Source organism: Planctomycetota bacterium (genome assembly GCA_018242585.1).
In the GTDB taxonomy this organism is placed as follows: Bacteria; Planctomycetota; Planctomycetia; order Pirellulales; family PNKZ01; genus JAFEBQ01.
Window position 1 is genome coordinate 1 of record JAFEBQ010000041.1, and the last position, 14,735, is coordinate 14,735.

General features: G+C 63.8%; 12 protein-coding genes. 4 read left to right on the forward strand and 8 right to left on the reverse strand.

Annotated features, from left to right (window positions below):
* Positions 1-17: 17 nt before the first annotated feature.
* Positions 18-653 carry a DMT family transporter gene (locus JSS27_18485; protein ID MBS0210936.1) on the reverse strand — a complete coding sequence of 212 codons (636 nt, stop codon included), beginning with the start codon at positions 651-653 and terminating at the stop codon, positions 18-20.
* Between the two features lie 121 nt (positions 654-774).
* Here JSS27_18485 and JSS27_18490 point away from each other — a divergent pair, with 121 nt between their 5' ends.
* Positions 775-1,917: a hypothetical protein gene (locus JSS27_18490; protein MBS0210937.1), complete on the forward strand. Its 1,143-nt coding sequence runs from the start codon at positions 775-777 to the stop codon at positions 1,915-1,917.
* A 244-nt stretch (positions 1,918-2,161) separates the two neighbouring features.
* Here JSS27_18490 and JSS27_18495 read toward each other — a convergent pair whose 3' ends face one another.
* Both JSS27_18495 and JSS27_18500 read right to left on the reverse strand, forming a co-directional pair.
* Complete coding sequence (locus tag JSS27_18495) at positions 2,162-2,875, reverse strand: RluA family pseudouridine synthase (protein ID MBS0210938.1); 714 nt, start codon at positions 2,873-2,875, stop codon at positions 2,162-2,164.
* A 502-nt stretch (positions 2,876-3,377) separates the two neighbouring features.
* Positions 3,378-4,838 carry a Gfo/Idh/MocA family oxidoreductase gene (locus JSS27_18500; protein ID MBS0210939.1) on the reverse strand — a complete coding sequence of 487 codons (1,461 nt, stop codon included), beginning with the start codon at positions 4,836-4,838 and terminating at the stop codon, positions 3,378-3,380.
* Between the two features lie 481 nt (positions 4,839-5,319).
* Between JSS27_18500 and rsfS the strand changes: the two genes are divergently transcribed.
* Both rsfS and argS read left to right on the forward strand, forming a co-directional pair.
* Positions 5,320-5,751: a ribosome silencing factor gene (gene rsfS, locus JSS27_18505; GenBank protein MBS0210940.1), complete on the forward strand. Its 432-nt coding sequence runs from the start codon at positions 5,320-5,322 to the stop codon at positions 5,749-5,751.
* A gap of 296 nt (positions 5,752-6,047) precedes the next feature.
* The gene (gene argS / locus JSS27_18510; protein ID MBS0210941.1) at positions 6,048-8,057 is read left to right on the forward strand and encodes an arginine--tRNA ligase; all 2,010 of its coding nucleotides are present in this window, start codon (positions 6,048-6,050) and stop codon (positions 8,055-8,057) included.
* 374 nt (positions 8,058-8,431) lie between these two features.
* Here the strand turns inward: argS and JSS27_18515 are convergent, their stop codons facing one another.
* The 4 genes from JSS27_18515 to bcp all read right to left on the reverse strand — a co-directional run bounded on the left by JSS27_18515 (position 8,432) and on the right by bcp (position 11,771).
* Positions 8,432-9,343, reverse strand: a complete 912-nt coding sequence (locus tag JSS27_18515; GenBank protein ID MBS0210942.1) for an acetyl-CoA carboxylase carboxyltransferase subunit beta — start codon at positions 9,341-9,343, stop codon at positions 8,432-8,434.
* Positions 9,344-9,412: 69 nt separating this feature from the next.
* Positions 9,413-10,015, reverse strand: a complete 603-nt coding sequence (locus JSS27_18520; GenBank protein ID MBS0210943.1) for a histidine phosphatase family protein — start codon at positions 10,013-10,015, stop codon at positions 9,413-9,415.
* On the reverse strand, positions 10,009-10,725 hold the full coding sequence (gene rpe, locus JSS27_18525; GenBank protein ID MBS0210944.1) for a ribulose-phosphate 3-epimerase: 717 nt from the start codon (positions 10,723-10,725) through the stop codon (positions 10,009-10,011). The genes JSS27_18520 and rpe overlap by 7 nt, the downstream gene beginning before the upstream one ends.
* A 551-nt stretch (positions 10,726-11,276) precedes the next feature.
* Positions 11,277-11,771 (reverse strand): thioredoxin-dependent thiol peroxidase, encoded by a 495-nt coding sequence (bcp, locus tag JSS27_18530; GenBank protein MBS0210945.1) that lies wholly within the window; start codon positions 11,769-11,771, stop codon positions 11,277-11,279.
* Between the two features lie 266 nt (positions 11,772-12,037).
* Between bcp and JSS27_18535 the strand changes: the two genes are divergently transcribed.
* Complete coding sequence (locus JSS27_18535) at positions 12,038-12,817, forward strand: DUF4339 domain-containing protein (GenBank protein MBS0210946.1); 780 nt, start codon at positions 12,038-12,040, stop codon at positions 12,815-12,817.
* A 56-nt stretch (positions 12,818-12,873) separates the two neighbouring features.
* Here the strand turns inward: JSS27_18535 and xrtU are convergent, their stop codons facing one another.
* Positions 12,874-14,613 (reverse strand): exosortase U, encoded by a 1,740-nt coding sequence (xrtU, locus tag JSS27_18540; protein ID MBS0210947.1) that lies wholly within the window; start codon positions 14,611-14,613, stop codon positions 12,874-12,876.
* Positions 14,614-14,735: the final 122 nt, after the last annotated feature.

The window sequence follows — 14,735 nt, forward strand, 5'->3', positions numbered from 1 at the left end:
CAAGTGCATAACAGGCTCTAGGCCAGCCCCGACGCACAGGCCGCCACCACGCCGAACGCCACCAGCCAGAATGCACTGACCGTTGGTGATACTTCCGGCGGCCCGCTTCGCTCGGCCCCGGCGGTCAAAATCGGCACGGCTATCAACAGCACGAGCGTGGCCAAAACCGAGCGCCGTGAGATCGGCTCGTTGAGCCAGAAGCGTCCCAACAGCGCGCCACCAATGATCGTCAGCCCCAACGTCAACGGCACCGACAGCGCGAGCCCGACGTATTTCAAGCCGATTTGAAAGCCGACGTTGCCGAGCCATTGACCAATCAGCCCCGTGACCGACAGTCCGACCAGCAACCGCGGTGTCGCCAGCAGAGGCAATTGCCGCGCCACGCGCACCGCCAAGATCAACGCCGCGACGGCGAACGTCGGGCCAGCTTTCATGGTGGCGACCCACAAGGGATCGCAATGCGCGACCTGCCGAAGACACGTGTTTGAGCAGGTGTAGATAAACGCCGCCATCAGCCCGCACCCGCTGCCGAACAGCACAGGATCGACTTGCCCACGCGGGCGCAGCTTCTTGGCCGCGGCGGCGGGCGCACGTTCAACGGCAGAACACTCGGCGGGGTTCACATCGGCAGGCGGGACTTCGCTTCGGGGCATCGTATCGGCTATTGTAGACCGACGGCACGACTTTGACGAGGCGAGGGTGTCGCGGTGAATAGTGTCGAAGCAAGCGGTGTCGACGCGACTGCAAGCTTCGTAATCGCAGCATGACGAAACCATGATCCTCCACGACGACGAGACAGTAGCCCTGGTCACGCAGATTCACGACGCGGGGCACCAAGGCGTGCTGGCCGTCACCGGCGGCGGCAGCGCGGCGCTGGCGGCCTTGCTGGCACAGCCCGGCGCGTCGCGCACGGTGCTCGAAGCGGTCGTGCCGTACGCGGCCGAAGCGCTGACCGCGTGGCTGGGCGCGCGGCCCGAGCAGTTCTGCTCGGTGCGAACCGCATGCGCAATGGCAATGGCGTCGTATCAACGCGCCCGGGCCTATCGCCCCGACGAAGAAAGCCACCACCTGTTCGGAGTGGGAGCGACGGCCAGCCTGGCCAGCGATCGGCCCAAGCACGGCTCGCACCGCGTCCACGTTGCGGTCCAGACAGCCGGGGCGACTCGCTGTACATCGCACGAATTGAATAAAGGAGCCCGGTCGCGCGGCGAGGAAGAAGCGTTCGTCTGCCAACTGATCTTGAACCTGGTGGCTGAAACGTGTGGGGTCGATGCACGACTGAAGCTCGCTCTGTTGGCCGGCGACGCGACCATGTTGCAACAAGCAAAGGCTCCGCCCGCGTGGGAAGATTTGCTGGCCGGCCGCGTGCCGTCGGTCGCCGTGGGGCACGTGGCGGCGGGCGTACCGGCGGCGATCTTTCCCGGCGCGTTCAACCCGTTGCACGATGGCCACCGGCAGATGGCGACGATCGCGGCGCGGCGGCTGGGAACGGTGCCCGCTTTTGAGCTGTCGGTGACCAACGTCGACAAGCCGGCGCTCGACTACCTGGAGATCGAACGTCGGGTGTCGCAGTTTGGCGCCGATGACGCGGTCTGGCTGACTTGCGCGCCGACGTTTGTCGAGAAGTCGGGGCTGTTTCCCGGCGCGACATTCGTTGTCGGCGCCGATACGATCGAGCGGATCGCCGCGCCGCGTTATTATGGCAATGATCAAGCTGCCACCGACCGGGCGCTCGCCACGCTGGCCCAGCGACGTTGCCGATTCCTGGTGTTCGGACGCACTTGCGAGGGAAGGTTTCAGGGGCTCGACGAGTTGCGCTTGCCACAGGCCTTGCGGGCCCTGTGCATCGGCGTTCCAGAAAGTGACTTCCGCAACGACGTGTCGTCGACGGAGCTACGCGGAGGGGCGAGGGGCTAGAAATAAGTTCCGAGGCGTGCGCGATAAACACCCCTCCCTTACAGGGAGGGGCAGGGGGGAGGGTGAAGACGTTCACGACTGAGAGGCATCGCCAGCAGAGGGCGTTCGAGGTTGCGCGATGTCGATTGGTCGGCGACGCGTTTACCCTCACCTGGCTTGCTGCGCTCGCCATCCTCTCCCTGGGAGGAAGAGGTGTTTCGCCGGCTTAACTGCGTGAGCGCACCCCCTGCCATCCGAAGCGACGCTAGACAGACAAAAAATCCTGATCTTCCAACGGCAGAGCTAACTCGCGCCAGGCGGGAAACAGCGGCGCGATGATCGACACGGGCTCGCGCGTCATCGGATGCAGGAACTCCAATTGCCGGCCGTGCAGGGCGATCGATTGCTCGCGGAAGTCCTCGACCGGCGGGCCGAAGCTGGTCAGCGAGCCGTACAGCGTGTCCCCCAACACAGCGTGCCCGCGGGCGGCGGCCTGGACACGAATCTGGTGATAGCGCCCGGTGTGCAGCACGACCTCGAGCCAGGTTCCCCACGGGAAGACGCCCAGCACCCGGTAGCTCAGCTCGGCGTCGCGTCCTTCGGGATGATCGGCGTCAACGACCAGCCCGCGCGGCTGCCCCTTGATCTTCAACAGTCGATCGCGCCATTTGCCGGACTCGGGCTCGACCACGCCCGAGACGCATGCCCAATAGCGCTTGTGTACGGTGCGGTTCTCGAACTGCTCGGAAAGCTTGCGAGCCGCGCGGACATGGCGCGCCACGACCACGGCCCCCGACACCGGCCGGTCCAGGCGGTGAGGCAACCCCAGGTAGACGTTTCCCGTCTTACCCTCGATCGCGCGAACCCAATCCTTGAGCTGCACCTCCAGGCTGTCGATCCCCTCGGGAGCGTGCGTCAGTAGTCCGGCCGGCTTGAGGGCGACGATGCACGGGCCGTTGTGATAGAGGATGTGCGGCAAAGAAGGGGCGAGGGGCTAGAGACTAGGGGCTAGTTGGAAAGGAGACTGTTGAAAGTGGAGAGTAGAGAATACATCTAGCAGCTCATTCGACAAACACCCCAAGATGCAATCGCCGAGGCGCGTTCGACAAACACCCCTCCCTCTCAGGGAGGGGCAGGGGGGAGGGTAAGAGCGTTCACGGCTGAGAAGCATCGCCATCAGAGGGCGTTCGAGGTTGTGCGATGTCAAATGGCCTGCCACGCATTTACCCTCACCTGGCTTGCTGCGCTCGCCATCCTCTCCCTGGGAGGGAGAGGTGTTTCGCGGGCTTAACGGCGTAAGTGCGAGCCCTGCCAAACGAGGCGACGCGCTGAAGACGTCACACGTAATCCACGAGCAAGACAACGCGGCGCAAAAGAAACAGCCCACGAGGGTTTGACGCTCGTGGGCTGCTCGTTGTCGAAGGCCCCCGGTCACTGACCGGGGGCTAAAGACTGGTTGCTCGCCAAATGCTGGTGCGAAATCAGACCGCGCCGGCCTTCGGCACCACGAACGGCGCCCGATACTCACGGGTCAGCATGGCGTCGGCCGCGGCGTTGTTGATGAACGTCTCGGTCTTGGTATCGAGCGCCAGGGTCTCGCCGCACACCACTTGCACGTCGGCCGGCACGCCGTTCTCGCTCAAGTGCTGCGCGAACCGCTCGAACGTCTCGGACTTGTCGGCCGATTGCAGCTTGGACTTCAGATCGCCCATCGGCATTGACTTGCCCAGGCGATACGAGATGTTTCCCAAGTGGCACAGGGCGCTCGACAGGTGCCCCTGTTCGATGTCGGCGTTGAGAACCTTGTAATCCCGCTTGCGAACAGCGTCGAGGAAGTTGTCGAAGTGGACCGAGTCGCCCCCCTTGGGTGTCGAGAACTTGGTCGTCAGGTTCCCCTTCAGGTCGAAGGCCGAGCCGCCGGCGTAACTGTTGAGTACCAGGTAACCTTCGCTCCCCTCGAAGATAATACCGACCGACGCGTCGCGCAGCGGCTTGGTCTCGAGGCCGCGAACTTCAAATACCAGCGTCTTGGGGCCGTAATCGGCGTACACCAACTGGGTATTCGCGGTTTCGCCGGCGTCTTCATAGCCCAAGCGGCCACCGTAGCTGAACACGCGATCGCACAGCGTGTTCGCCCCCAGGCCCCAGCGGGCCACGTCCATCTGGTGAATCCCCTGGTTCCCCAGGTCGCCGTTGCCACATTCCCACTGCCAGTGCCAGTCGTAGTGGAACTTGGGGCGGGTCAGCGGGCTCATCGGCGCCGGCCCGGCCCACAAGTTGTAATCGACCGAGGCCGGAATCTCGTACGTGCCGCGCGGGCCGATCGACTTGCGGCGCTTGTAGCACAGGCCGCGAGCGATCTTCACTTCGCCGATCTTGCCATCCTGCAGGAACTTGATCGCATCGGCGGTGCCAGCCATCGAGCGGCTTTGCGTGCCGGTCTGGCAAATCTTGTTGTACTTGCGAGCGGCTTCGACGATCCGCCGGCCTTCGCTGACGTTGTGGCTGACCGGCTTTTCGACATAGACGTCCTTGCCAGCCTGAATGGCCCAGATGCTGCACAGGGCGTGCCAGTGGTTTGGCGTGGCGGTGCTGACGATGTCGACCGACTTGTTGTCGAAGACTTCGCGCATGTCGCGGACGAACTTCGGCTTCAGGCCGGTCTTCTTTTCCATGTCGGCACAGGCTTGCTGGCCGACCTTCTCGTCGGCGTCGCAGATGATCGTCACATCGCAGCCGTTGCGGTTGCCAAAGCCAGCCAGGTGGCTCTTGCCGCGACCGTTGACGCCGATGACCGCCACGCTCAGTCGTTCGTTGGGGCTGCGAGCGCCGGCGCTCTCGTCCTTCTTCTCGGCGGCGCTCAACAGCGAAGCCGACATGGCGGCAGCCGAGGCCGCGAACATAGAATCTTGCAAGAACCGGCGGCGCGAAAGATGCGACATGAAGGGAACTCCTGTTCGAGTGCGCGGGACGTGAACCGTGCCGCGATCAGCGGCACGCAATGGTCGGAAACAACGCTCGGGCGGGCAGGTACTTAAGGCGGGAGAGCCCAGGGGCTCGAAGGCTGTTGATGATACCCTAGCCGGGCTGCGGGGGACAAATGTTTTTGACGCGCTGCAGTGGGGTTTTAATTGATCAAAAACGAGCGCGTCGGCCCCCTAAGCCCAGGGGTTTCACCCCCTGGGGTCTTTAGGTTTCCCAGGGGGCGAAGCCCCTGGGCTTGTGATTACCACCAGCAGGCTCGACGTTGCTCCGCTAGCAGCCCGATGGCTCGCTCGGTATAGGTTGCCTAAAACGGTCAAATGGCGAACAATTCAGCCCGGCAGGCCCTCCGGAGCGAACCAATTGCATGGCGGAGGGGTCGTTTTCTGGGTAGAATTGAACGCAGGGAGTTGCATCCCGGACTAGGAGGACTCATCACTCGTGGCGACTACTGAACTCAGCCGGGCCGACGTCGATGCGCGGGGCGACCGCTCATTGGAACGGGCCTTGGCCGCCGCTCGTACGGCCGCCGAACACCGCGGCCGGGACATTACCATCCTCGACCTGCGCGAACTCACCAGTGAGTTCGACTTCTTCGTGCTGGTCACCGGTTCCAGCCGCCGGCAATTGCACACCATTGCCGACGAAGTCAATCGCGTGCTACAAAAGCAACTGCACGATCGTCGATTGGGAACCGAAGGCTACGTCGACAGCCGCTGGATTCTTCAGGACTATGGCGACGTGGTGGTCCACTGCTTTGACGACGAAGCGCGGAAGTACTACGCGCTCGACCAGCTTTGGTGTACAGCTAAGCGAGTCGAGTTCGTGCCGCCGGTCGTCGAGCCCGCCCGCCACGCGCCGTGGGAAGAGTAGAGCGGTAGTTTTTGGATTCGTTCGGGCCTTGCTGCTGATCGCGACGGCTCTCTTTCAAGTGGGGAGCGGGAATCGGTCAAGGCGTTCAACGCCTTTGGGGCCTCCATCGCCATCGATCGCGCACTAGCCCTTCGCCCCTTGCGGGAGAAGGTGCCCGAAGGGCGGATGAGGGGTACCGAATAGCTCCTCGCGCCAGCCTGAAGCGCCCCCTCACCCGGTTCGCCATGCGAACCACCCTCTCCCACAAAGGGCGAGGGTGAAAGACGACCGTCCTCCATCAACCGTTCGGCAACCGCATGAATCTTTTAGCCCTGGTCCGCGAGCGGCTCGCCGCGGCGTTAACGCCCTACGCCACGCCCGAGGAATTGCCGGCCTTGCTCGAGTTGGTCCGGCCGAGCCAGGACGCCAGCTTTGGTGATTACCAGGCTAACTTGGCCATGCCGCTGGGCAAGAAGCTGGGCCGGCCACCGCGCGACATCGCGGCTGAGATCGTGGCCGCGCTGAAGCTCGACGACATCGCTCACCCACCCGAGGTCGCCGGCCCCGGCTTCATCAACGTCCGGCTACGCGACGACTGGCTGGCCGGGTGTCTGGGTCGGGCGGTCGCCGATGCGCGGTTGGGCGTGGCGGCGACGACGCAGCCGCGCACCTTTGTCATCGACTATTCCGCGCCGAACGTGGCCAAGCCGATGCACGTCGGGCACATTCGCTCGACGGTGATTGGCGATGCCCTGTACCGAACGCTGAAGTTCCTCGGCCACCGGACGATCAGCGACAACCACCTGGGGGACTGGGGCACCCAGTTCGGGATGATCATCTATGGCTACAAGCACTTTCGCGACGAGGCGGCGTACCAGAAGTCGCCGGTCGACGAGTTGGCTCGGCTGTACCGGCTGGTGAATCGGCTGGTCGATTATCACGAAGGGCGCGAGCGGCTACCGCTGTTGCGCAAAGAGCTGGCCGAACGCGAAGCCGATCTGCGCGCCGAGCAGGCCGCCCCGAAAGCCGCCGATCCGCAAGAAGAAAAGAAACGCGTCAAGGCGCTCAAGCGATTGGAAGGGGTCGTCGCCGACACGCGCAAAGACGTTGACGCGCTGGCCGAGAAGCTGGCCGCGGTCGAGTCGGACGAGAATCTGGCTCACATGGCCTGGCAACATCCCCACATCGGCCAGGCCGCGCTGCAAGAGACGGCCAAGCTTCACGAAGGAGACGCCGAGAACCTGCGCTTGTGGCACGCGTTCCTGCCGCCGTGCCGCGAGGCGATCAACGTCGTCTATCGCCGGCTGGGGGTGACGTTCGACGAGACGCTGGGGGAAAGCTTCTACCACGATCAACTGGCCGGCACGGTCGACGACCTGATCGCGCGGGGAATTGCCCGCGAGAGCGACGGGGCGCTGTGCGTCTTCTTCGACACGCTGCCGGTCACGGCCACCGGGGGCAAAAAGATTGACGCCCCGATGATCGTTCGCAAGAAGGACGGGGCGTTTTTGTACGCGACGACCGATCTGGCGACGATCGAATATCGAATGAAGCGGTGGCAGCCCGACGCCATTTTGTACGTCGTCGACCACCGGCAAAGCTTGCACTTCGAACAACTGTTCGCCACGGCGCGCTTGCTGGGCTTTGACAAGCTGGAACTGCAGCACGTCAGCTTTGGCACCGTGCTGGGGAGCGATGGCCGGCCGTACAAGACCCGCTCGGGCGACACGGTCGGCTTGACCGGGTTGCTGGACGAGGCGGTCAGCCGGGCCCGCGAGATCGTTTCGGCCAATGACGAGTCCAAGCCGAGCGGCGCGGACCTTTCGCCCGAACGCCGGCAACAGATCGCCGAGACGGTTGGCATCGCGGCGTTGAAGTACGCCGACCTGTCGCAGAACCGGACCAGCGACTACACGTTCAGCTACGACAAGATGTTGGCCATGAACGGCAACACGGCCACGTACATGCAATACGCCTACGCCCGGGTGCGGAGCATCTTCCGTCGCGGGCAGGTCGACGTCGAAGCGTTGCGAGCGTCGGCCCCGGCTGTGGCGCTCGACGCCCCGGCCGAGCAAGCCCTGGCGCGGCAGTTGTTGCGGTTCGAGGAAGCGCTGGCGTCGGTGTTGACCGATTACCGGCCGCACCAGTTGACGACGTATCTGTGGGATCTGGCGAACACGTATTCGACGTTTTTCGAGCAGTGTCCGGTGTTGAAGGCCGAGACGCCCGCCGTGCGCGACAGCCGGTTACTGCTCTGCGACCTGACCGCCCGGACGATCAAGCAGGGGCTGGAGTTGCTAGGCATCGGCGTGGTCGAGCAGATGTGATTCTGAAAGGCTCGCCACGGAAGCACTGAGTCACGGAGGCTTGCACGGAGAGGAATGAGAGAGGGAGAGAAGAAAGGGGTAGCCCGGACAACTTGTTGTCCGGGTCGCGCTAGCGACAAGAGGGTGGCGAACTCGGTTTCAACAACATTGGGTACGGTGCCCGCGCGCCTCTTGTTGCTGCGCAACCCCGACAAGCAAGTTGTCGGGGCTACCCCAGTTGAGGGCGCGACCCACACTTCGAGAGCCCGGGATTGGAATCGTCGGGCGGCGCTAACCGGGGGCTTACTTCTCCGGCGCTCTATGACGCACGTCTCCGTGCTTCACTCCGTGTCTCTGTGCCTCCGTGGCTAGTCTTCCACGAAGCAGCGAAAAACTCACACAAAGCCGCAGAAGTCAATCATCCGCGCGATTTCGCTCTTCAGCTCCGCGCGGCGGACGACGCGATCGACAAAGCCGTGCTCCAGCAGAAATTCGCTGGTCTGAAAGCCTTTGGGCAACTCGGCTCGAATCGTGGCCTCGATGGTCCGCGGGCCGGCAAAGCCGATCATCGCGCGCGGTTCGGCAAAGACCACATCCCCCAACGAGGCAAAGCTGGCCGCCACGCCACCCATCGTCGGGTCAGTGAGGACCGAGATGAACAAGCCGCCGGCGGCGTCATAGCGCGCGAGCGCCGCCGAGACCTTGGCCATTTGCATCAGGGATAGAATCCCTTCGTGCATCCGGGCGCCGCCGCCCGAGCCGCTGACGATGATCAGCGGCAAGTGCTGCTCGGTGGCCCGTTCAGTCAAGCGAGTTAAACGCTCGCCGACGACTGAACCCATGCTTCCCATGATGAAGGCCGAGTCGGTGATGCCGACTGCCACGCGGCGGGCGCGGATCATGCCGTGGCCGGTCAGGGCTGCGTCGTTCAGGCCGGTGCGCTTCTGCTCGGCTTGCAACCGCTGGGCGTACGGCTTCTTGTCGACAAAGCCCAACGGGTCCAGCGGCATCACCTCGGCGTCCCACTCCTCGAACGTGCCGTCGTCCAACAACTGGGCCGTCCGGTCCTTGGCCGAGATGTACCAGTGATAGTCGCATTGGGGACAGACGTTGAACCGCTTCTCCGCTTCCTTGCGAAAGATCGTCTCGCCACAGCCCGGGCAGCGCTTCCACAACCCCTCGGGCACCCCGCGCTTGGCGCGCGGCGCGGCGGCCGATGACGAAATCGCGTCCATCGGAGCCGTGGGAACCGGCGTCTGGTCGGGCAGTTCGCTGGAGGTGGTGGAATCGGTTTTGGCCGAAGCCATAGTCGGTCGTCTCCGGTACTTCTTCGCCGCGGCCACGCTCGGGTGCGCGACGCGCGATTCTTTTCGTGCCTAGGCGGTCTCGCTCGTCCGCGCGGCGGCCACCGGAACCGGCGCGGTCCCGCGCTCGATCAGCTCCCACGTGCCGTGCTCGCTCATCACTTCCCACAAGTCGCCGACCGGCGTGTGGTTCAGGCACGCCCGGGCCAAACTGGCCAGCGGCTCGGACAACACCAGGCCGACAACGCCATCTTTATTCTTCTTGGCGATTTTCGCCAGCGCCTCTTGCACGCGTTCGCGAGCCTCGCCCAGGGTTTCCCCTTCGGGCGGGCAGACGCACTCGGGCTGGTCCGAGCATTTCTGGTAAACCTTGGGGAGCTTGCGTCGCACTTCTTCGACGAGCATCCCCTGCCACAGTCCCAGGCTCATGTTGGTGAGCCCGTCCAGGCATTTTACCTTGGCGTCGAGCGCCTCGGCGAGCATGGTGGCCGTTTGCCGGGCCGGCTCGCCGTCGGCGGTGTAAATGACGTGCAAATCCAGCGGCCGCAGGGCCGGCGCCAACTGTTCGACTTCGCGCACTCCGGTGTCGCACAGCGGGATGTCCAGGCTCCCCTGAATCCGACCTTGCAGGTCGTAATCGGTAGCGCCCGGGCGAATTAGAGCAATCCTTAACATGTTCGTTGCGGTGACCGTGTTGTTTTGGAACTGGCCAGTTCCACCAAGCGGCGGGTGCTGGCCAAATAGTCGCTGGTGCCAAAGATCGCCGAACCCACCACCAGCAGTTGGGCTCCGGCCGCGCAGCAATCGGCGATCGTGGCGTCGTTCACGCCCCCATCGATCTCCAACAGCAATTCATCGCCCGCCAAGCTGCGCAGCTCGGCAAGCTTGTCCAGCGCCCGGCGGTCGAACTTCTGGCCGCCAAAGCCCGGGTTCACACTCATCACCAACACCAGATCGCAATCCTTCAGGTACGGCCGCACTGCCGAGACCGGGGTGTCGGGGTTCAAGGCCAGACCAGCCATCGCCCCGATGGCCCGAATCTCGCGCAGCAATGGCCGCGGATCATGGACTGCCTCGACATGAATGGTCATCGAGTCGGCCCCGGCTTCCCGGTAACGCTCGATGTACTGGGCCGGATTGCTGATCATCAGATGGACGTCTAGCGGCAGGGTGGTCATCCGCCGAAACGCCTCGACCAGGGGCAATCCATAGGACAGGTTCGGCACAAAGTGGCCGTCCATTACGTCCAGGTGCAGCCCCGGAACGCCGGCGGCTTCGATGCGGCGCACTTCATTGGCCAACTGGCCAAAGTCGCACATCAACAGCGACGGCAGCACCGCAGGAATCGACCCACGCAGGTGGGCAATCGTCTCAGAGATGGTCATCCGCGGTGAGTCCAACGACTTCCACTCGTGAAGAGCAGACGTGGCTGCATGCAAAAACCGACCGCGCGTCCAAAAGCTGCCGAACGGCTGGGCGGGTCGCGGACTGCCTGCCCCGCAGACTCGACCGACCCAGACTCAAACGATCTGGTCCGCTGGCAGCCGGCTTGCCCCCGTGGGCCGCCGCCTGTGACGCGCGTAGGAAGTATCTTATCAGCTTTGAGCGTCGGAATCTGCGCGTGGTTCAAGGGGCGTCGCAAGCTGTTTGCTGGCAATGCTTTCAGTCAACGCCGCTAGCGGGGACCGTTGTACGGCTTCAAGCCAGCCTGAGTCATGGCATCCACGCCCGAAATCGCGGCTGAATCGTCGCCCCTGGCTGGCCCGGCCGCTCGCCGGCCGGGTTGCGTAAGCAACAGGAAGAACGCGCGACTCTGGCGACCTATTCCAAGCTCCAACGATCTTCTTGTCGCTGGCGCGACCCAGCCGACAAGCGGCTGGGCCACCCTTACTGAGGACGGTCGCCAGAGGGAAGGTCACTGGGCATGCGAGCCCGCCTACTTGGCGGCTTTTGCCGGCTTTTTCAGCTCGGCCAGGGCGGCCAGCACGTCGTCGTCGTGGCCGTCGACCGAGACCTTCTTCCAGACCTTGGCCACCACGCCGTGGGCGTCGATCAGATAGGTCGAGCGCTGGATCCCCATCGACTTCTTGCCGTACATGTTCTTCTCGCGCCAGGCCCCGTACTTCTCGGCCACCACATGCTCTTCGTCGGACAACAGCGGGAAGTTCAGGTCGAACTTGTCGCGAAATCCGGCGTGGCTGTCGACCGTGTCCGTGCTCAGACCCAACACCTGGGCACCTAGCTTGGCCAGTTCGGCCTTGCGGTCGCGGAAGGCGCAAGCCTCCTTAGTGCAGCCCGGCGTGTTGTCGCGCGGGTAGAAATAGAGCACCACCGGCTTGCCGCGCAGCTCCTTCAGCTTGACCTTCGAGCCGCTATCGGTGGGCAGGGTGAAATCGGGGGCCGGCTGGCCGGCTTCGATCCAATCGCTCATGTTCGACGTTCCTTGCTGGGCAATTCGGCTATGGTTATCAGTCGGCCGCACGCTCGCGGCGGCCCGTTCGGACGCCGATTGTACAGGCCGCCGCCCCATCGGCGAGCCCCCTTGGCCCGGTCGATAGGGTCAGACACTTTGGGCCCGATTGCCACTGGGGACATAACCTCTGGCGGTTCTTAGGGTATCATCAGTGGTCTCAGGGCCTGGCAACGGTTAGCGACCAGCGCACCCCAGGGCAATGTGAACCCGTCCGTTGAGCGACCATGGGCATTCGATTCGCCTGTCAACAATGCGGCCACGCCATGCACGTCAAGGATTTCCTGGCTGGCAAGCGCGGCATTTGCGATCAGTGCCAGGCCCGGGTCGACATCCCGCTGCAATCGACGATCGAAAAGGTCAAGACCGCCGAGGGGACGATCTATCGGCCGGTTGCCGCACCCCAGGGGGGTGCCAATGCTCAGATGGCTGGCGAGTCGGCCACCACGATGGCAGCCCCAACCGACACCGCGCAGGGCGCCGCGTTGCAGCCCACCACGGCCTATGCCCCCGCCGAAACGGCACATGCCCAGCCTGCCGCGTTGACTGCTCCGTCGGGCAAGCCGGCCGCAACGCCGCACGACCCGATCGACGAGAAACCGGCCGCCGTCTGGTACGTGTTGCCGCCGGGAGGAACGACTCAATACGGCCCGGCCCCCGGCACGTTGTTTCGCGTCTGGATCGATCAGGGGCGTGTGGGGCCCGAGTCGATGATCTGGCGCGAGGATTGGCCCGAGTGGCGTCGCGCGGCGGAGGTGTTGCCCCAGATGAGCGCGCTGACGCTCCCGCCCAGCGGTATCGCCTTGGCCACGCCGATTGGCCAGACCGTCTGGAGCGACCCGGTCGCCCGCACGCCAGCCACGCCGAACATCCCAGCCTCGGTGCTGGCCAAAGGGGAGTATCGCCTGGAACAGCGGCGTCGGAGCACGTGGCTGTGGGCCGGGCTGGCGGTGCTGCTGATCGCGGCGGTCGGACTGGCCGCCGTGATGATGCGGATTTATTCGTAATCCGCCTGACAGCCCGACCCGCTTAACGCCGGTGGACGATGAGAACCACGACGCGACTAATTCGTCGCCGTGGGCACCTGGGCACTTTCTACAGCGGCGTGCTCGATCTGTTCGAGCAAGCGCCGACACAAAGTCAGCATCAGCGCCCGGGCTTCGTCGCGCTCGGGATTGGTGATGGGCATGCCGCTGGTCACGAAGACCTGCGCCTGGATGTACTTGGCCGACGGACCGCCGGCCAATTGCACGCCGGCATGTTGCCAGTTCTGCTTCATGTTCATCAGCCGGTCGGTCAGCTCGAGCTGCAACCGGGAATCGAGCGACAGGCTGGAGGGAATGAATGGCTTGCCTTGCATGTCGAACATCACAAACACCAGGTAGCCGTAGCCCAGCGGCATCTGGTTCATTTCGCAATCCATGAACGGCAGATCGGAGTCGCCACGCGCTGCATGGAACGTCGGCGGGCTCACATCCCAACCCAGACCGCGGTAGCAAACCGTGATGTCGTGCCACTTGGCAAAGGGAAAGTCGACCGAGGCCCAGATGCGGTCGCTGCCTTTGCCATACGCCCAATAGCGCGAGTGGACCGCATGGAACGCCTGCTCGATCGAGTGTTTGAACTCGGTCTGCGGGCGACTTCCGCCCCACACGGCCGGCAAGGTATCGGCCGAGAGTTTTTCAAAGGCGAGCGGCGCGTGCGACGCATCGACCGTTTCGGTCGAACTGCCACCGACCGGGGCCAGCAGGTAGACCTGCCAGAGGACCAGCACCGCAAACGCGACGGTCACGGGAATAGTCAGCCACGAATCGATACTGGTGTGACGTAGCGCCGGAAAAACAGCCGTTCCCCGATTGGGCCTGGTCGAATTCCACCAGTACTTCGGATCGTGCAAGGTGAAGAACTCGAACAACCGATCGGTGCTCAGCACCATCCCCATGGTGAACGCGAACACCAGCATTCCCAGCAACCAGTGGGGCGTCCCCGTGGCTAAATCGACGTTCTTTTCCGCCGCGATCGTCACCAGGAAAATTCGCAGCGCATTGGCCGCAAACACCCAGCCAAACGACGACAGCAACAACATCACCGAGCGAAGAATGCCTCGCTTGGTCCACAAGACAAAGAAAAACGTGCCGGCGAAGCAGGCGTACAACGACTGCACGCCGCTGCACGCTTCCTCGACGAACAACTGCCGGCCTGGCAATTCGATGGTGTTTCCCATCAGCAAATGGATGACGCGGAACTGATCGAGCATCTGGCTGCTCCACGAAGCAGTCAGGCTCTGCATCTGGGCGATCAGCCGCGTTTCAATCTCGGACGAGTAAGGCACCATCAGCGAGGCGAATACGGCAATCGGCAAGGCGGCCGAAAGCAACTTGCGCCCGCCCAGCCCATGGGCTAAACCCAACAGCAACAAGAAGACCGCCCACATGGCCGCGCCGGGAATCATCAGCGCGATGGCGATCACATCGCACACCAGCGCCGCGACAACGGCGATCAGCATTCCAAACATCTCGCCATGGTGCAGTTGGCCGATCGTCGACAGCCGCTGTTGGACCAGCACAAACACACCCACCGGGATCAACAGCGCGTAGCCGTGCTGGGGTTTGTCCCACAGATCCCACAAGTGAATCCAAACCAACGGCAGATGGGCCAATAGCAGCACCGCCGCCGCGACTAGCACGCGGACGCTGATCTGGGGCAGCGCGAGGGCGCGCCCCGAACCGGCTGGCTTGGGCGATGGTCGAACGGGTGCGACCACGGCCGCCGAATGTTCAGATTCGAGCGACACTTGCGACAAGAAAACGCCTCAACGCTAGCGGGCTGTCCACCGTCATCACCGGGCTCGTTTGGTCGAGGCCAGCAGGCAATCAGCCAATGAATGGAAACAGCGTCCCTGCTCCCACCAATGCCACACCATTG